Source organism: Bradyrhizobium sp. McL0616, assembly GCF_049993385.1.
Classification (GTDB): Bacteria; Pseudomonadota; Alphaproteobacteria; order Rhizobiales; family Xanthobacteraceae; genus Bradyrhizobium.
On the sequence record NZ_CP188255.1, the window covers coordinates 2,227,180 to 2,245,147 of the forward strand.

General features: G+C 64.3%; 14 protein-coding genes and 1 pseudogene. 8 read left to right on the forward strand and 7 right to left on the reverse strand.

Annotated features, from left to right (window positions below):
- Nucleotides 1-96 precede the first annotated feature (96 nt).
- Nucleotides 97-267: a DUF1328 domain-containing protein gene (locus tag ACPPVR_RS10770; RefSeq protein ID WP_148775805.1), complete on the forward strand. Its 171-nt coding sequence runs from the start codon at nt 97-99 to the stop codon at nt 265-267.
- 4 nt (nt 268-271) lie between these two features.
- On the opposite strand, the gene ACPPVR_RS10775 is transcribed toward ACPPVR_RS10770, so the two are convergent.
- Nucleotides 272-778, reverse strand: coding sequence for a thioesterase family protein (locus ACPPVR_RS10775; protein ID WP_426614202.1), 507 nt, complete (start codon nt 776-778; stop codon nt 272-274).
- 87 nt (nt 779-865) lie between these two features.
- On the opposite strand from ACPPVR_RS10775, the gene ACPPVR_RS10780 reads away from it, so the two are divergent.
- Together ACPPVR_RS10780 and ACPPVR_RS10785 are read left to right on the forward strand one after the other, a co-directional pair.
- Complete coding sequence (locus ACPPVR_RS10780; RefSeq protein WP_426614203.1) at nt 866-2,290, forward strand: FAD-binding oxidoreductase; 1,425 nt, start codon at nt 866-868, stop codon at nt 2,288-2,290.
- Between the two features lie 51 nt (nt 2,291-2,341).
- Nucleotides 2,342-2,704 carry a hypothetical protein gene (locus ACPPVR_RS10785; RefSeq protein ID WP_426614204.1) on the forward strand — a complete coding sequence of 121 codons (363 nt, stop codon included), beginning with the start codon at nt 2,342-2,344 and terminating at the stop codon, nt 2,702-2,704.
- A gap of 6 nt (nt 2,705-2,710) precedes the next feature.
- On the opposite strand, the gene ACPPVR_RS10790 is transcribed toward ACPPVR_RS10785, so the two are convergent.
- The 3 genes from ACPPVR_RS10790 to ACPPVR_RS10800 all read right to left on the reverse strand — a co-directional run bounded on the left by ACPPVR_RS10790 (nt 2,711) and on the right by ACPPVR_RS10800 (nt 7,105).
- Nucleotides 2,711-4,378: a SulP family inorganic anion transporter gene (locus ACPPVR_RS10790; protein WP_426614205.1), complete on the reverse strand. Its 1,668-nt coding sequence runs from the start codon at nt 4,376-4,378 to the stop codon at nt 2,711-2,713.
- Nucleotides 4,379-4,529: 151 nt separating this feature from the next.
- Nucleotides 4,530-6,038 carry a caspase family protein gene (locus ACPPVR_RS10795; RefSeq protein ID WP_426614206.1) on the reverse strand — a complete coding sequence of 503 codons (1,509 nt, stop codon included), beginning with the start codon at nt 6,036-6,038 and terminating at the stop codon, nt 4,530-4,532.
- 146 nt (nt 6,039-6,184) lie between these two features.
- Entirely contained in the window at nt 6,185-7,105 is a 921-nt protein-coding gene (locus ACPPVR_RS10800) for a LysR substrate-binding domain-containing protein (protein WP_426614207.1), read from the reverse strand.
- 96 nt (nt 7,106-7,201) lie between these two features.
- On the opposite strand from ACPPVR_RS10800, the gene ACPPVR_RS10805 reads away from it, so the two are divergent.
- A complete protein-coding gene (locus tag ACPPVR_RS10805) occupies nt 7,202-7,645 on the forward strand; it encodes a DoxX family protein (RefSeq protein ID WP_426614208.1) in 444 nt (147 codons plus the stop codon).
- A gap of 280 nt (nt 7,646-7,925) precedes the next feature.
- Here the strand turns inward: ACPPVR_RS10805 and ACPPVR_RS10810 are convergent, their stop codons facing one another.
- Together ACPPVR_RS10810 and ACPPVR_RS10815 are read right to left on the reverse strand one after the other, a co-directional pair.
- The gene (locus ACPPVR_RS10810; RefSeq protein ID WP_426614209.1) at nt 7,926-9,083 is read right to left on the reverse strand and encodes a cytochrome-c peroxidase; all 1,158 of its coding nucleotides are present in this window, start codon (nt 9,081-9,083) and stop codon (nt 7,926-7,928) included.
- Between the two features lie 126 nt (nt 9,084-9,209).
- Nucleotides 9,210-9,578, reverse strand: a complete 369-nt coding sequence (locus ACPPVR_RS10815) for a hypothetical protein (protein WP_426614210.1) — start codon at nt 9,576-9,578, stop codon at nt 9,210-9,212.
- Between the two features lie 589 nt (nt 9,579-10,167).
- Here ACPPVR_RS10815 and ACPPVR_RS10820 point away from each other — a divergent pair.
- Genes ACPPVR_RS10820 through ACPPVR_RS10830 form a run of 3 tightly spaced genes read left to right on the forward strand, consistent with a single transcriptional unit; the run spans nt 10,168 to nt 14,064 of the window.
- Entirely contained in the window at nt 10,168-11,199 is a 1,032-nt protein-coding gene (locus ACPPVR_RS10820; protein WP_426614211.1) for a TRAP transporter substrate-binding protein, read from the forward strand.
- Between the two features lies 1 nt (nt 11,200).
- Complete coding sequence (locus ACPPVR_RS10825; RefSeq protein ID WP_426614212.1) at nt 11,201-13,075, forward strand: TRAP transporter large permease subunit; 1,875 nt, start codon at nt 11,201-11,203, stop codon at nt 13,073-13,075.
- A gap of 11 nt (nt 13,076-13,086) precedes the next feature.
- Nucleotides 13,087-14,064: a hydroxyacid dehydrogenase gene (locus ACPPVR_RS10830; protein WP_426614213.1), complete on the forward strand. Its 978-nt coding sequence runs from the start codon at nt 13,087-13,089 to the stop codon at nt 14,062-14,064.
- A 9-nt stretch (nt 14,065-14,073) separates the two neighbouring features.
- Here the strand turns inward: ACPPVR_RS10830 and ACPPVR_RS10835 are convergent.
- Nucleotides 14,074-15,238: pseudogene (locus tag ACPPVR_RS10835) on the reverse strand (ABC transporter substrate-binding protein); the annotation flags it as partial.
- A gap of 326 nt (nt 15,239-15,564) precedes the next feature.
- On the opposite strand from ACPPVR_RS10835, the gene ACPPVR_RS10840 reads away from it, so the two are divergent.
- Nucleotides 15,565-17,955, forward strand: coding sequence for a bifunctional diguanylate cyclase/phosphodiesterase (locus tag ACPPVR_RS10840; protein ID WP_426614214.1), 2,391 nt, complete (start codon nt 15,565-15,567; stop codon nt 17,953-17,955).
- Nucleotides 17,956-17,968: the final 13 nt, after the last annotated feature.

A 17,968-nucleotide genomic window follows, 5' to 3' on the forward strand; every position in this document is an offset into this window, starting at 1 on the left:
GCCCGGAACCATTGTTCCGCGTTGGAGATTGTTTGTGCAAGTGAGGCGCGTCAGCCGCGCCGATCGCAGACAGTCATTCAAACAGAGGTTCGGATCATGCTTAGCTGGGTTGTGACGTTTCTGGTTATCGCCCTGATCGCCGCCATCTTGGGCTTCGGCGGCCTCGCCGGCGCGTCGATCGAAATCGCCAAGATCATCTTCTTCGTCGCGATCGTCCTGTTCCTGGTCTCGGCCGTCGTCGGCCTGGCCCGCGGCCGCAGGATTTAGCCGCTTACCGCTTCGAGGGCATCGTCACGTTCCGGCCGATGCCCTCGGGCCGGGCCAAGGCGCTGTGAGCCTTGGCAACATCAGCAATGCGCGGCTGGATATCGGGCGGAAACGGCGCAACGCGCCGGGCATTCATGTCCATGTGCAGCGACATGTTCTCGGACGTGGCCGACAGCCAGCCTTCGGTGGCGTGCCGCAGCTCCTCGAATGTGTGCAGCCGCTTGTCGTCGGCCTCCAGTAGCCACACCGAAATCTGCACGGGATCGCCGAGATGGATCTCGCGCAGATACCGCACATGGCATTCGGCGGTGAAGGTCGAGCCGTTGCGCTCTTTCTTGTACACAGGACCGATGCCGAGCTCGAGCCAGAACTCGTCGATCGCACGGTCGAACATCACGTTGTAATAGGCCATGTTGAGATGGCCGTTATAGTCGATCCATTGCGGCTCGATCTGCATGATCGAGGCGCGGAACGGCTCTGCTTTGGGCGCAGCGGCAGCGGTCTCCGGCATGTTTCATTCCCTGGCTATGCGTCCGGTCGCTTGACTTGACCGGTGAGATGTCCTTTGCCACGGTTTATCTCGTCGGGAGGACTATCCGTGGGTACGACCATCACCAATAATCCGCCGCGGCCGGCGCCGAAAGCCCTCGCAAGCGCGCTGGAGCAGCTTGCCGCGCGCTTCGGCAACCGCCTGATCACCTCGCAGGCCGTCCGCGAGCAGCACGGCCATACCACCACGTGGATCGTCAACCAGCCGCCGGACGGCGTGGTGATGGCGCAGGACACCGCCGACATCCAGGACGTGGTGCGGATCTGCGCGAAAAACGGCGTGCCCGTCATTGCCTTCGGCACCGGCACTTCGCTCGAGGGCCAGGTCAATGCGCCCGCCGGCGGCATCTCGATCGATTTGCGCGACATGAACAAAGTACTCGCGGTGCATGCCGAGGATCTCGACTGCGTGATCCAGCCCGGCGTCACCCGCAAGGCGCTCAACGAGCATCTGCGCGACCAGGGCCTGTTCTTCCCGATCGATCCCGGCGCGGATGCTTCGCTTGGCGGCATGGCCTCGACCCGTGCCTCCGGCACCAATGCGGTGCGCTACGGCACCATGCGGGACAGCGTGATCGCCCTGAAGGTCGTGCGCGGCGACGGCGAGATCATCACCACCGGCACGCGCGCCAAGAAATCATCCGCGGGCTACGATCTGACGCATCTGTTCGTCGGCGCCGAAGGCACGCTCGGCATCATCTCGGAACTGACGATTCGCCTGCGCGGCATCCCCGAGACGATTGCGGCGGGCGCGGTGTCGTTCGAGACCGTGCATGGGGCGTGTCAGGCCGTGATCCTGGCGATCCAGACCGGCATTCCCGTCGCGCGCATCGAGCTGCTGAATGCAGCCCAGGTGAAGGCCTGCAATTCCTATTCGAAGCTGACGCTGCCGGAGACGCCGCTGTTGCTGATGGAATTCCACGGCAGCGAGATCGATGTCGGCGAGCAGTCCAAGGCCTTCGGCGAGATCGCGAAAGACTGCGGCGGCGGCGATTTCTCCTGGACCACCAAGCCGGAGGATCGCACGAAATTGTGGCAGGCGCGGCACGACGCCTATTGGTCGGTGAAGGCGCTCCGGCCCGGCGACAGCATCGGCGTGGTCGCGACCGACGTCTGCGTGCCGATCTCGCGGCTTGCCGAATGCGTCGGCGAGACCGAGGAAGATCTCAAGCGGCTCAACCTGTTGTCGCCCATTGTCGGCCATGTCGGCGACGGCAATTTCCACTGCTCGCTGGTCTGTGACACCAACGATGCCGACGAGATGGCGCGCGGCGAGGAGTTCATGCACCGCCTCGTCGAACGCGCGCAGGCGATGGACGGCACCTGCACCGGCGAGCACGGCATCGGCCAGGGCAAGCAGAAATATCTCAAGGCGGAACTCGGCCCTGAGGCGATCGACGCGATGCGTGCGCTGAAAAAGGCACTCGATCCGCAAAACATCTTCAATCCCGGCAAGATCGTGCCGGAGGCGTAGCGCACAGCACTGCGCCCGTTTATGCTCGTTCCGTCACCACGGAGCGAGGCAATGCAGTGGTTCGCGCGCGAGACGCGGCAAGACGTCTGGGACGAAACGATCGAATGGCCGCTCGGCGATATCGAAGCGGCTGAGCGCATCCGCGCGATCTGTGAGACTGCTTCTGTCAGCGCTGCCGGTTCGTCGCGCAACAACACGCGCGACAGCGACCGCTATGAGCGCGCGGCGAAGGTCGCGATGGAAATCGCGATGAAGATTTCGGACGGCCTGATGCGCGACGACGCGGTTCATCGCATCGTCGGCCTCTGCATGAACGCGAACGACGTCAAGACGGCGCGGATCCTGTTTCGCGCGATCCACGCGAGCTGGATCCGCGAAACGGTGTTGCAGGATTATCCCGTGCTATCGCAGTGATCGCAGCTATTTAGCCAGCTTGCGCACGGCTTCGTCCACGCTGTGGAACACGTGCTCCTTCGGCAGCACATCGAACAATTTGAAGCGTTCGAACGCGTCCTGCGCACGCACCGATTCCAGCCGCGCCAGCGCGACCGTGACGCCCTGTTCGCTGCACGCCTTGAAGACGTCGAGCAGGATTTGCGCGGCTGTGAAGTCGATCTCGACCATGCCGCTTGCTTCCAGCACCAGCAGTTGCGGCGTGGACGTCGTGAGAACCTTGGTCACGTCGCTGCGGAAGCCGGGTGCGTTGAGGAACGACAGCGGCGCTTGAAGCCCGATCACCGCGATTCCGGCGATGCGTTCGCCGGTGATGTGCGGATGCGCCGGCCACCAGATCGTGGTCCCCGGCACGCGCTCGAACTCGACGAGCCTCGCGCGCGTCGTGCTCCAGATGCCGTGCAGCAGCGACAGCACGATGCCGAGGAACGCGCCCTGCTGGATCGGAAGCACGATGATCAGCGCGGCGGTCGCAACGATCAGCAGAAACTCGCTGAAGGACTGGCGATAGATCGTCACGATCTGCTTCACGCGGATGATCCGCAGCGCCACGAACAGCAGGATGCCACCGAGCGCTGCGTCAGGAACGTGCTGCAACAGTCCGGTGCCGAACGCGAGCAGCGCGAGCACGATGGCCGCCGCGGCAAGGCCTGAGAGCTGCGATTGTCCGCCGGTCTCCGCGACGATGCCCGTCCGCGGCGGACTGGCATTGACCGGAAACGCCCCGAACAGGCCGGCGAGCACGCTGCCGGCGCCCGCGCCGAGAAAATCGCGATCGACATCTGCTGGCTTGTCGGGATCGGACGGAAACGATCGCGTGGTGGCCGCGGTCTGCACCATCACCACGATCGTGATCACGAAGGCGAGCGGCACCAGACGCACCCACAGCTCCGGTGCAAGATCGGGGAAGGTTGGTCGCGGCAGCGTGCCCGGCACCACGCCGACGACATTGACGCCCTTGCTCTCGAGGCCAAGCCCGATGGTGGCCAGCGTCGCGGCGACGAGTCCGATCAGCGCGCCTGGAATTTTGGCGCTGATCTTCTCGGAGATGAAGACCACCGCGAGCACGCCAAAACCGATGCAGAACGTCATGGGATTGGTTCGGCCGAGCTCGGTTGCAAGCACGCCGATCCGATCGAGCGTCGGCCCGCTCGGCGACTGAAGCCCCAGCACGCCCGGCATTTGCGACACGATGATGTGGACGGAGATGCCGGCGAGGAAGCCGACCATGACCGGCACCGACAAGAGGTTCGCGATGCCGCCAAGCCGAAACGCGCCGCTGGCCAGCATCATCGCGCCGACCATCAGCGCCAACGCGATCGCAAGCCCCTGATATTCAGGCGAGCCGGTGGTGGCGAGCGCCGCGAGGCCGCCGGCGAAGATCGGCGTGATCGTGGAGTCGGCGCCGCAGGACAGGAATCGGTTGCCGCCGAGCAGCGCGAAGCCGAGCGATCCCGCCATGAAGGCGAAGAAACCGATCTGCGGCGCGAAGCCGCCGAGCCGTGCGGTGGCCATCTGCTCTGGGATAGCGATCGCGGCCAGCGTCAGCCCCGCCATGAGATCGCCGGGCAGGGAATAGGACGCGAGCGACTGGAACAGCGGCCATGTTTTCTTGGCGTGAGTGTCTTGCGGCATCGATGGGGTGTCCCCGGAAACTTTGCGTCGGTCGATCAGACTACAGCATTTCCAGCTTCAAGGACGACAGACGGTGCAGGCCTGGCGCCATCAACAGAAATGTCCGCAAGCGAGGCTTGCGGACATCAATGCCTATCGCAGTGCGGCAGTGTCAGTACCTGGTGCCGCCGCGGCCGTAGTCGCCGTGTCCCATCTCTCCACCACGGCCTCCGCCACCACCCATTCCCATGCCAAGACCGATCCCGATGCCGATGCCCTGCATGACGGCGCCGGGTGGCGGGCCGGGGGGCGGTGCGCGCTCGACGACGACGTCGTCAGGCGGCGGCGACGCCCGGCGCTTCGGAGGCGTATCGACGACCTTGCGCTTGGTCGGCGGCGGCGTGTCGTCGACGCGCTTCTTGATAACGGGCGCGACAATCGGGTTGATCGGCGTCGCCGGGGTCGTAGGCGCCGTGCACGGACAGGTCGGCGCCAGCGCGACGGCGACCGGCGCAGGGATCGCAGCGGCCGCGACCGGCAAGACATAGTTGCGGTTCTGCACGCGAAGCAGCAACTTGCGCGCAGTCGCCGCAAGGTCGCTGTTGTCCCAGTTGACGAGATAGGCCTCGAAGGAGGCGCGGGTGTTGATCGCGACCGCACGATCCCATGCCAGCATCTGGCGCCGGCGCTCCAGCACTGTGCGCAGGCGCGGCGTGCGGACGTCCTGTGCGTATAACTCGACATAGGCCTGATACGCAGGAACGGTGTCGTCAGCGATCACGAGCTCATAGGCGACCTTGGGGTCCTTGCCCTGCAAATCCCTGCGCCAGTCCTCGACGCTGCGCGTCGCACTGGCGAGCGCCATCGAGCCTGTGCCCGGGGCAGGGGGCTGCTGGCCGCTACTGTCGCCGAAGAATTTGAAGTCGGTCGTCAGCGACGAGCTCTCCCAGGGAATCTGCCGTCCGTCGGTCGATTGCGCCACCGCGATGCGGATGCGCTTGAACACTTCCTCGATCGGGATGTTCGGTTGCTTGGCGACAGTCAGTGCCGCGGTGGTGTAGGGGCTGTCGGCGCCGGAGCCGTCCTCGGCTTCCGCGCCGGGCGAGGTCGAATAGGAAATGAAGGTGCCCTGTGCGCCGGCCTTGGTGTCGACGATCGCAAGCCCGTGGCCAGCACCGCTCAGCGCCGGGAACGGATTGTTGCGGCAGGCGTCGAGCATGAAGATGCGCGCCCGCGTCGGCAGCGCGCCGAGCGTGTTGAGCAGATCGTTCAGCCGCACGCCCTGGAGCGGGATGTCGGCCTCGCGCTTGGGATCGAGATCGACCGGCACCAGATAGTTTTCACCGTCGATCTGCAAGCCATGGCCGGCATAGAACACCAGCGCGATGGTGTCGGCGCCGCTGGCGCTGACCTTCTCGGCAAAGTCAGAGATCGCCTGGCGCATCTCATCCTGCGCAAGGTTCGGCGCTGCGGTGACGTTGAAGCCGGCATTGCCGAGCAGCTCGGCCATGCCCTTGGCGTCGTTGGCGGCGTTGGGTAGCTCGGGCACCGTGCGATAGGCGGATTGGCCGATCACCAGCGCGAGCCGCGCTTCGGCCGCAGCCTGCGTCGGCATCATCAATTGCGTGAGAACGAGAAGACCGGAGGCAAGAACTAGATTGCAAAGGACTGGACGGCGCATGGTGTCACCTCCATCGGCAACGGCGCGAGGATGTCACCATTTTAGTCGCCCGCCATTGTTCTGTCTGTGCGCTATCTCACGCACTCGCGTGCGGCAAAATGGGGCAGCAGGTCTGCCGGAGCCGGCGCGCCACGCGCAGGGCAGCGTCAGAACAGTCCACGGTCCCAGGGCGGATCCGGTGAAAACTGTGCGGCGAGAAAGTCGATGAAGGCGCGCACCTTGGCCGGCGGCCGGCGATCGGGCAGGTAGACCGCATGCACCGCGGAGGACTGAATCTCCGGCTGGTCCAGCGGAAGTGCGACCAGCGTGCCGGCACGCAAATCATCGGCGATGATGAAGGTCGGTTGTCGCGCCAGTCCCTGTCCGGCCAGCGTCGCCGCGCGCAGCGCATCGCCATTGTTGGCGCGCAGATTGCCGGAGACCTGGACGCGGATCTCGCCATCCGCGCCGAACAGCCATTCCGCCGCGCTCGCCTGCTGCGAAAGCGTGTAGCCGAGGCAATTATGCGCGGCGAGGTCGGCGACGCTGCGCGGCGTGCCATGCTTCGCAAGATATGAAGGGGCGGCGCAGACCACGAGGCGGCTCGGCGCGAGCCGACGCGCCACCATGCTGGAGTCGCGCAAGCGTCCGATGCGGATCGCAAGGTCCCAGCCTTCTTCGGCGAGGTCGACGAGACGATCGTTGAGGCCGAGCTCGATCGTGACCTCGGGATGGCGTTCGCTGAACTCCGCAATCAGCGGCGCGATCTGCCGTGTGCCGAACACGACGGGGACGTTGACACGCAACGACCCGCGCGGCTCGACGCGCTCGCGCGCCACAGCTGCGTCGGCGGTCTCCATGTCGGCGAGGATGCGCTCGGAGGACTCCAGATAGAGGCGGCCGGCCTCGGTGATCGACAGCCGCCGTGTGGTGCGGTGGAACAGCTTGATCCCAAGCCGCGCCTCGAGCGAGGCCACATGCTTGGTGACCATGGTCTGCGACAGGCCCATGGCCCGGGCAGCGCCGGACAGGCTGCCATTGGCCGCCACCTTGGCGAAGACTTCCAGGCTGGTCAGCCGGTCGAGCATCCGTCTCACTCTGTTGGTGTGAAGTATAATTCTAAAATAGCTGATTATCGTTTGAATTGAAATAGATCATACTGCATCGCAGCAAAGGAGACTGCCATGATCGATTCCCGTACCGCTCCCTACGCCGCGCTGGTGCTGCGCGTGACGCTGGGCGCGCTTTTCCTGGCCCATGCCAGCCTGAAATTGTTCGTCTTCACCCCGGCCGGGACCGCAAAATTCTTCGGTAGCCTCGGCTTCCCGCCCGAGCTCGCTTATCTCATCATGACGGTTGAAGTGCTGAGCGGCATCGCCCTCATCCTCGGCGTCTGGACCCGCTATGCCGCGCTCGCCGGCGTCCCGATCCTGCTCGGCGCGATCTTCACCGTGCACGGCGCTGCCGGCTTCTTCTTCACCAATCCGAAGGGCGGCTGGGAATTCCCCGCTTTCTGGGCGATCGCGCTGGTCGCACAGGCGCTGCTCGGTGATGGCGCTTTCGCACTGCGGCCTTCGCGTCAGGACGCGCCGGTCGGTGGCCAGTTGAGCGGTGCGCATTCGCGCTGAGGTCGTCGGTTTGCAGGAGCTGCGGGATCGCGCAGGCGATTCCGCAGCTTTCTGCTGAGCGGCGTCTGCGTCCGACCGCACGCACTATTTTTGTCCGGTTGGCAAGAAGCCGTCGCTCAAGGTTTGCATGAAGGCGACCAGCGCATTCTCGTCCGCGTCGGATAGCCCCAGATTTCCGACCTTGCTCTTGTTCATATTCTCGGTCGTTTCCGGAGCCGGCCAGTAGCCGGTGCGATCACGTGGATCGCGCGGCTTACAGCGCGGCAGCACATCGCGCGTGTTAGAAGTGCACGATTTCCTTGAGGCTCTTGAAATAGCCGTTGTGTCCATAATCCTTCACGAAATCCGGGCTCGGACGCTTGTCGACATTGCGCAGCGTCGGGACCTGGAAGCGGCCGTGGTTCTGACCTTCCAACGGCTTCCAGCGAGTGTCGACTGCTGACGGTTCGCTGAGCGGATGGCCCTTGCCAAGAAAACCCCCGACGCCGGGATAGACGAAGGAGGATCCGTTCTTGTTGGCGACATAGCCGCGCTGATCCGGGACGCCTTCCGCATAAAAGGGCAAGTCGGAATTGGCCGGTGTTCCAATATTGGCCGCTGTGAAGTCGGTGAACAGCGGATCTTCGCCAGGACCGCCGTCGCGATGGCAGCCGTTGCACAGCGCCTTGCCGCGAAACAAATCGTAGCCCTGCTGCTCCTGCGGTGTGAACCGCGCCTTCCCGGCGAGCACGGCATCATATTTTGATGAGAACGCCGTCACCTCGTGCGAGGCTTCATAGCCCGCAATCGATAGAGCCATCTGATCGAACGTGGCGGCGGCGCGGCCGCGATCGACCGGGTTGAGGTGGATCGGCGCCGGATCGTCAGCCGGAGGCGGGCCGGGATTGTTGCAAACGTCCTCGGTGTTCGCAGGCCAATTGATCACAAACGACTGCGCCCCCCACACGGCTTCGAACAAGCCGCGATAGGGGCGCTGTGAGGCCCGGTACACCGCGCACGCGAGATCCGGAAGGCCCATCTCGGTCGGGTTAGTCGGCGGTCCTTCCGCCTGTTCGGCCGCCGGATTGCCGAGGCGGCGTCCGGTTGCACGCATGTCCCAAAAGTTACCGCCGACGAGATCGCCCTGGGCTTCGTTGTAGTGGAGCACGGGAGAAAGCGGCGCATAGGTATGGGTCTGTGGCTTGCGCTCACTGAAGCGGGTGCGCACCGAGCCTGGGTACGAGCCCGTCGTTCGGTTGAGCTCCGAGATCGGACCGGTAAAACCGGTCTCGGGCATGTGGCAAAAGGCGCACGCCTCGTTGCGGTTGACCGATAGCTCCTTGTCGAAAAGCATCACCTTGCCGAGCAGCTCGATCTGCTGCACCTGATTGTCTGGCGGAGTTCCAACGCGCTTGAGCGCCTCGGCCTCGATTCGATCGATGTCGGCTTCAACGCGCACGATCTCGCCAAGTATGCTGGGCGAAGGAGACCAACTCTCGCTGATTGCTCGCGAGCTCATTCCTGAAAGTGCGGCGGCTATGACGACAGCCAACGAGGCAACCCTGGAGTTCATAATAGCTCCGATTCAAAAACCTTGTTCGTGCGGGCGCGGCAGCTCGCTCTCGGTCCGCGACAGGACATATCGACCGTTACGCTTGATGAAGGTTTGATGCAGATGCCCGAACGTTGCCGCGCCGCCCGATGCGTCGGGGCATTGAAGCCGTGAGTAGTCGAGATGAATTACGTTCGACTCATGCTCGTAGGTTGCGAAGTAGTGGCCAGCTTCCGCTTCCGCCCCGCACTTCGACTGAACGAGCCGTCGTATTTCGGACGGCAGACGATCAATCCGCTCGGACGTGAAGGGAGGATCGGGAGCCACCACAGGGGTCGCGTTCGCGGCCAGCTCCCATCCGCACAGGCTCACGCAGAGAAGGAAAAAGGTCACGCGCCGCATTCCGCACCTTCCTGAGCCTCAATTGCCGAACGCCACCGATCGTCTTCGAGCGAGGACTTGTCGAATGATCGGCGCGACGTCGTGTCGCGGGGCTCCTATCAATGCTAGGAGGTTGAGAGATAAGGTCAAACTATAATAACAGATCATTATGATCAGAAAATCTGATGAATGGCGATCGCGCTCGTCGCGATCGCTCGTGCGGGGCAATTGACTTCTCGAATTCGTGAAGCTGCTCACGTCGAAAGAGCAGCGTGAACTCGCCAAACCGGCTTGTCCGTCGACGCGCGAGGGACGCTGATCGCGCAGCCGATCAATGTCGCTTCGGCATCGATCCATGCTGCAATCGGATCGATCGGAATCAAATCGGCCTCGCGGCAGTCGGATCACAGCCCGGCGCATTGCGCACTGGAAAACACCGGACAAGATGGGTGTTGAGTGCTCCTGTCTGCCGACGCATCCGCCGACATGAACTCGGTGGTGCGAACTGGCTGCTACTCTTGCCTGTGCAATCGCTTTGGCCCTACAGTTCGTAAAACAAGTCGCGGCAACGATCGCGATCGAACAAGAGAATTCAGGGAGAGACCGCACCATGACCATCGTGCCCGTGAGCCGTCGCACGTTCATCAAATCGTCGACGGCGGTGACCGCCGGCCTCGTGCTCTCTCCCGCGATCATCGGGCGCGCCGAAGCCGCGACGTTGAAGCTGAAATGCTCCTCCTCGCTGCCGAACGATCCCAAATTCGCCAACGGCCGCGTCTACTACGACAACCTCGTCAAGAATTTGAAGGGCAACGGGCTCGGCGAGCAGGTCGAGGTCGCATTCTTCCCGGACAACCAGCTGGGGCAGGAAATCGACGTCATCAATTCGGTGAAGCTCGGCGTCATCGACCTCATGGTGTCGGGCTCGTCGATCTCCGCCAATCTCGTGCCGCTGGTCGGCACCTACGACCTCGGCTTTCTGTTCTCGAGTTTCCCGCAGCAGACCAAGGCGTTCGACGCCGGCGCCGCCAAGCCGATCGAGGATGCGCTGCTCAAAGGCAGCAACATTCGCATCATCGCCTGGGCCTATAATTTTGGTTCACGCAGCGTCTTTGCGAAGAAGCCGGTGAAGACGCCGGAGGATCTCGCTGGCCTCAAGATCCGCACCCTGCCAAATCCCGTCATCACGGAATGCCTGCGGCTGATGGGGGCCGCCGCCACGCCGCTGGCGTTCGGCGAAATCTACACCGCGTTGCAGGCCGGCGTGCTCGACGGGCTGGAGCACGATCCGCCGACGATCCTCGCCAGCAAGTTCTTCGAAACGGCGAAATTCTACGCGCTGACGCAGCACAATTTCTCGCCGCTGGCGATCTACTTCAGCGACATGACCTACAACCGCATGGATCCGAAACTGCGCGACGGCTTTCTCGATGCCGCGAAGAAGGCCGCGGTTGACACCCGTGCGCATGGGCTCGCGGTCGAGAAGGAGGCGCTGTCGGCCTTGACGGAGAAGGGCGTGACGGTGGCCGAATGCGACCGCGAAGCGTTCAAGAGGCGCGTGGCGCCGCAGATCGAGAACTTCATCAAGGCGCGGCCGGAGTCCAAGCCCGTCATCGACATCATCCGCGCGACGCAAGCCTGAGATGGCCAAATCCGAGATGGCGTTGCCAGGCGCCGTGTCTCTTCCGGGCGAGCGCCACGGGAGCATCGCCCTTCTGCTTCGCCTCAGCGACGCCATCGCGGCGATCCTTTTGGCCGCCGACCTCGTCGTGGTCTGCGCCTCGGTGCTGCTGCGTTTTCTCTTCAACGCGCCGGTCGAATGGTCGGACGATGTCGCGCGCGGCTTGATGGTCGGCTCGGCCTTCTTCGGCGCGGCGAGCGCGCTCGCGCGCGGCGAGAATGTCGGCGTGTCCTTCTTCCGCGATTTGGCTCCAATGCGTCTGCGCGCGCTGGTCGACGCGGCGAGCGCGCTGCTGGTGGTGCTGATCTCGGGTTACGTCGCTTATAATGCGATCAAGCTGGGATCGTTGACAGCCGGTCAGACCACCGGCTCCGGCCTGCCGCTGGAGCTGACGTTCTACCCGATGGGCGTCGGCGCGCTGTTCATGACGGTGTTTGCGATCGACCATCTCTGCGCACGGCCGCTGCCTGATATCGTCAGGGGTTTCGTTGCAATTGCGGTGCTGACCGGCCTCTATCTCGCCTGGGACACTCTGTCACCGTCGACCGTGCCGTCGGCGGGCACGCTGATGCTGATCGGTTTTTTCGCCACGCTGTTCGGTGGCCTGCCGATCGGCTTTGCGCTGGCGCTCGCCGCACTGATCTTCATCTGGGTCGAGGGCCCGCTGCCCGGCGTCATCTTCGCCCAGCAGATGGCGCGCGGCATCGACAATTTCGTGCTGCTCGCGATTCCATTCTTCATCCTCGTCGGCTACCTCATGGAAGCCAACGGCATGTCGGTGCGGCTGATCGAGCTGTTGCAGCGCGGGGTCGGTCGCATGCGCGGCGGGCTCAACGTCGTGATGGTGGCCTCGATGGTGCTGTTCTCGGGCATCTCCGGCTCGAAGATGGCCGATGTTGCGGCCGTCGGCTCGGTGCTGATCCCGGCGGCACGGCGCTCGAAGCAGAATCCGGGCTCCGCGGTGGCGCTGCTCGCCGCATCCGCGGTGATGGCGGAAACCATTCCGCCCTGCATCAACCTCATCATTCTCGGCTTCGTGGCGAATTTGTCGATCGGCGGTCTTTTCATCGCAGGGCTCCTGCCGGCAGCGCTGATGGCGCTGGTCTTGATCGCGTTCTCGATCATCTTCGGCAAGCGCCCGGCTGAGGCCGAGGAGGTCGAGCTGCAGGTGCCGGTGTCAGGTCTGTGGAGCGGCGCGATCGCCTCGTTTGGCCTGATCTTCATGATCTTCTTCGGCTTCAAGAGCGGTTTTGCCACGGCCACCGAAATCTCGGCCTTCGCCGTGGCCTATGCGCTGGTCGTCGGCAGCGTCGTGTTCCGCGAGCTCACCTTCAAATCGGCCGCGCACAGCTTCGTGCAGGGAGCGACGCGCGCGGGCCTCGTGCTGTTCATCGTCGCCGCCGCGCAATCGCTGGCCTTCACGCTGACCTTGCAGCAGGTGCCGCATGCGGTCGGCGAGATCATGCTCGGATTGTCCAAGACCAGCGGCGTCTGGATGTTCATGCTGCTGGCAATTGCCGTGCTGATCGTGATGGGATCGGTGCTGGAAGGCGCCGCCGCGCTCATCATCTTCGGACCGCTGCTGCTGCCGGTGGCGGTGCAGCTCGGCATCGATCCCCTGCATTTCGGCGTGGTGCTTGTCATCGCGATGGGCATCGGCCTGTTCGCGCCGCCGCTGGGGCTCGGGCTTTACGGCGCATGCCTGATCGGCAATGTGCCGATCGAGCAGACCGTGAAGCCCATCTTAGGTTATCTGGGCCTCTTGTTCCTCTGCCTGCTCGTCATCGCCTTTGTGCCGTGGCTCTCGACCGCACTGCCGCGGGCATTCGGCTACTGAAGGAGTTTTCCGTGAAGGTCCTGCTGGCCCACACGCCCGAGATGCGTCGCAATTATTACGGTGATCGCAGCCTGAACGGTTTGCGGGCGATCGCCGAGGTGACGCTGCATGAGGGTGACCGGCCGCTCGATGCGGCGGGCCTCGTGAGCGCGGCGAAAGAGGCAGACATCATCGTCGCCGATCGCATGACCGAGGGCCGCGGCGAAATCTTTGCGCAACTGCCGCGCCTGCGTGCCTTCGTCCGCTGTGCCGTCGACATCCGCAATGTCGATGTCGAGGCCGCATCAGCAGCCGGTGTGCTCGTGACCCGCGCCGGCCCCGGCTTCGTGCAGGCGGTCACCGAACTCGCGGTCGGCTTCATGGTCGATCTGTCCCGTGGCGTGTCGCGCGCGACGGCCGATTACCACGCCGGCCGCAAGCCGGAGGCGCAGATGGGTCGCCAGCTCGGCGGTAGCAAAATCGGCATCATCGGTTATGGCGCCATCGGGCGCTATCTCGCCGAGGTCGCAAAAGTGTTGCGGATGGAAGTGCTGGTCTCCGATCCCTTCGCGACCGTCAGCGACAGCGCGATCAGGCAGGTCACGCTCGACGAACTCCTGGCCGCATCGGACTACGTCGTCTGCCTCGCGGTTGCCAACGAGCAGACCGAGAAGCTGATCGGGGAGGCGGCGCTGGCGCGGATGCAGAAGCACGCCGTCTTCATCAATCTCTCGCGTGGCAATCTCGTCGACGAGGCGGCGCTTGCCAAGGCGCTATTGGAGAACCGCATCGCTGGTGCTGCCATGGATGTCGGCCGCGCGCCCGACCAGATGCCGACGCCGGAGCTGGCGAAATTTCCCAACGTCATCGCGACGCCACATGTCGGCGGCCTGACGCCGCAAGCGATCGAATACCAGTCGTTGGAGACGGTGCGGCAGGTCGAAGCGATCGTGAGAGGCGAGGTCCCGCAAGGAGCCGTCAACGCCGAGCGTTGGACGCGGCGGCCGTGAGCCGCCCTGCAACCGGTCCACCGCCCTGAACGTTCCGTCCTTCTGGATTACCGTCAAAAACACCTTTGGCGGCATTTCGACTGCGCGGATGCCGACGGTGATGATGCTGCCGCTGATGTCGAAGCGGCCGACGTCGTTGATGATCCGCATCAGGCCCGCCCGCGTCGGGTTCGGCCCGAGATGTTCCAGCGCCGCGGCGACGAAGCGGCCGGAGAGATAGCCTTCGAGCGACACGAAGTCCGGTGTCAGCGTCGGGTCGAACGCCTTCTGCGCCGCCTGGTAGTCGGCGACGAGCTTGAGCGAGCGATCCCAGGGAAACGGCACCACCTGCGAGACGATGACACCTTCGCCATCGGGGCCGAGTTCGCGCGCGAGCGCATTGGCGCCGACGAAGGAGATGTTGACGAAGGTCGGTGAGAGGCCGCTGCGGCGTGCCAGCTTGATGAATTCGGCGCAGGGCCCGTAGGGTCCCGACCATGACGATCGCCTCGGGCTCGGCGCGCTTGATCATCCGCCAGGCCGAGCCGACCGCGCGGGTGTTGCGCTCGAAGGTACCTTCCGCGGCGAGTTCGAGGCCGCGTTTGGCCAGCGCATTCTTCACGCCCGCAAGCCCGTCACGGCCGAAGGAATCGTCCTGGTAGAAGATGCCGATGCGGGTGAAGTGGCGATCCTCCGTGAGGTGCTTGATCCACGCCTCGGCCTCGGCGCCATAGCTTGCCCGAATGTTGACGACGTTCGGAAGTTCCAGGTCACGCAAAAATTCGGCGCCGCTGAACGGACCGATGAAGGGCACGTTCCGGGCGCTGGTGATCGAAATGGTCGCCTTCGCGGTCGGCGTGCCCACAGCGCCGATCAGCGCGAACACCTTGTCGTCCTCGATCAGCCGCAGCGTCTGCGCCACCGAACGGTCGGGATCGTAGCCGTCGTCGCGGCTGATCAGTTGCAGCCTGCGGCCATGGACGCCGCCGTTTGAATTGATCTCGGTGAAGGCCGCGACGATGCCTTGCCGCATGCGCTGCCCAAGCGCAGAGGAGGGACCCTCGAGCGCAGCCGCCTGGCCGAACAGGATCGCATCCGCGCTGACGCCGGCCTCGTCGCCGCTGGCGGCGAGCGTGGCTGCGGCAAGCAGTGCGAAGCTCACGACGACGCGTGTCGCTGTTCGATACAGGTTCATCAAGAAGTCTTGCCGGATGCAGGAAAAATCGCGGCAACCATAGCCGCGCGGCCTGAATAGCTCGCTAACCGCTGGCGTACCGGCGCCTCCGTAATACTCCGGGTAAATCCGGCAACTTGCCCTGATAAAGCCCGTTCACGCGCGCACTTCGTTAACTAAGGCGGGCAATGCGGGAAAGCCGGGTTCCGAAATTGTGCAGTTCTTAACTGCGGTCCTTGTCCGATCACCACCCCGGCGGTTCAACCAGAAGTTCTGTCCGTCGCGGAGAGGGGACGACGGCTTTACGGATGGGCGATCGCGATCAGAATGATCAGGATCGGAGGCGGATGACCGGATGGTGGCGCGCTGCGCCGCTGCTCGGGCTGTATCGTCCTGCGCTCGTCGCAGCTGGCGTCGGCCTGTTGTTCTCGCTAGCGGGCGCCGCGGCCGTGGCGCGATGGGAAGACCGCGTCAACAGGATTGAGTTCGAGAACACGGCCGAGACCGAATCCATCGTCATGCAGAACGGCATGAACGAATATATCAGCCGGCTGGTCGCGCTGCGCACCCTGTTCGAGTCGACCAACGAGGAAATCACCCGCAGCGAGTTCGAGACGTTCAGCGCCCGGTTGTTCGAGCGCCATCCCGGCATGCTGCGCATTGCCTGGCTGCCGCGCGTCAACCGCAAGGAGCGTGCCGAATACGAGGCCGCCGCGATCGCGGACGGCCTGTCCAGCTATCGCATCAAGTCGCTTCAGGGCGAGGGCTTTGCGACCGCGCCGCAGAGCGACGAATATTTTCCGGTGTTCTACTCGACCCAGGCGAAGACTTCGCCCGTCTACGGCATGGACTACGCGACCGTTCCGGAACGCCGCGCGGCGCTCGAACGCGCGCGCGACAACGACCGGACCGCCGGCATTCGCACGCGCCTGTACGAGCCGCGCGAGGTCGGCCGGATGCCCGATGTCCTCGTCGCCGTTCCCGTCTATGCCAAGGGGACCTCGCGCGAGACGATCGCGGACCGGCGCCGCAATCTCGCAGGCTACGTCGTAGGCGTCCTCGATCTTCCGTTGCTGGTGCAGTCCATTCGCATGACGACCGGCGCAAGCCCCGCAGTCAGCGTGAACGTCTATCCGCCTTTCAGTGCACGGATCGTCAGCCTCGAAGAGGCGTTGCCGGATTATTCGTCGGCGTCATCGTCGCCCCAGTCGATGCGCGATGTCGCGCGGGGCCTGCACTGGTCGGGCCATCTCAGGATCGGGGATACCGACTGGCAGGTGCGCGCGATGCCGACGGCAGGTGGTGCGCTTGAGATGACATACGACCGCGCCGCCACGATCCTCATCGTCGGCATGCTGCTGACGTTGTCGCTCGCGACCTATCTGATGCTGGCGAGCCGCAATTCGCGGCGGCTGTCGCTGGCGAACCGGCGCGTACTCGAGCTTGCGCAGACCGACATCCTGACCGGACTGCCAAACCGCGCCTTCTTCCTCGCAAGGCTCGATGAACTCAACGGCCAGTTGGAGGATCGCGGCCCGACCTTCTCGATCCTGATGCTCGATCTCGACCGCTTCAAGAACGTCAACGACTCGCTTGGCCATGGGGCCGGCGATGCGCTGCTGCGCCAGGTGGCGCTGCGGCTGAAATCCGCGGTGCGGGCGACCGACGTGCTGGCGCGCCTCGGCGGCGACGAATTCGCGATCATCCAGGAAGGCTGCGATGATCAGCGGGTCTGCTCGACCGAGCTGGCAGCGCGGATCGCCAAGCTGGTGACTGAGCCGTTCCTGCTGCCCGGACATCGGGTCGAGATCGGCACCAGCATCGGCATTGCGATCGCGCCGGATCACGGCAGCGACCAGGAGCAGCTTTTGAAGAAGGCCGATCTCGCGCTCTATCGCTCGAAATCGGCCGGCCGCAACTGCTTCACCATCTACGACGAGGCGATGTCGGTCGAACTGGAGGCGCGCAACACGCTGGAAGGCGATCTGCGCGACGCCATCGCGCGCTGCCAGCTCGAGGTCCACTACCAGCCGTTCATGGACGCCAACAGCGGCGCGCGGCGCGGCTTCGAGGCGCTGGTGCGCTGGCGGCATCCGAGCCGCGGCTTGATCCCGCCGGACCAGTTCATACCGCTCGCCGAGGAGACCGGGCTGATCGTGCCGCTCGGCGAATTCGTGCTGCGGCAGGCCTGCGCCGACGCCGCCGCCTGGCCTTCCGACCTGATGGTTGCCGTGAACCTGTCGCCGATCCAGTTCAAGGAAGTCGATCTGTTCGACGTAATTTGCTCGGCGTTGCGCGATTCCGGCCTGTCGCCGCAACGGCTCGAGATCGAGATCACGGAATCCGTCCTCCTGGAGCGCGGCGCCGAGAACCACGCCTTCATGGAGCGGCTGAAGAGTATCGGCATCGAGCTCGCGCTCGACGATTTCGGCACCGGCTATTCCTCGCTCAGCTATCTCACTGCGTTCCCGTTCGACAAGATCAAGATCGACAAGTCGTTCATCCGCAACCTCACGCACCAGCCGCGCAGCTCCGCGATTATCTCCTCGATCGTGACGCTGGCGCGCGGGCTCGACATGTCGGTCACCGCCGAGGGCGTCGAGACAGCTGAGGAGTTCGAGCGGCTAAAGGCGCTCGGCGTCAATTTTGCACAGGGCTATCTGTTCGGGCGTCCGTTGCCGATCGAGCGGGTCGTGTTCGACGGGTGCACCGAGCACTCGCAGCGCGACGCCGCCTGAGCCTGCCGCCCAA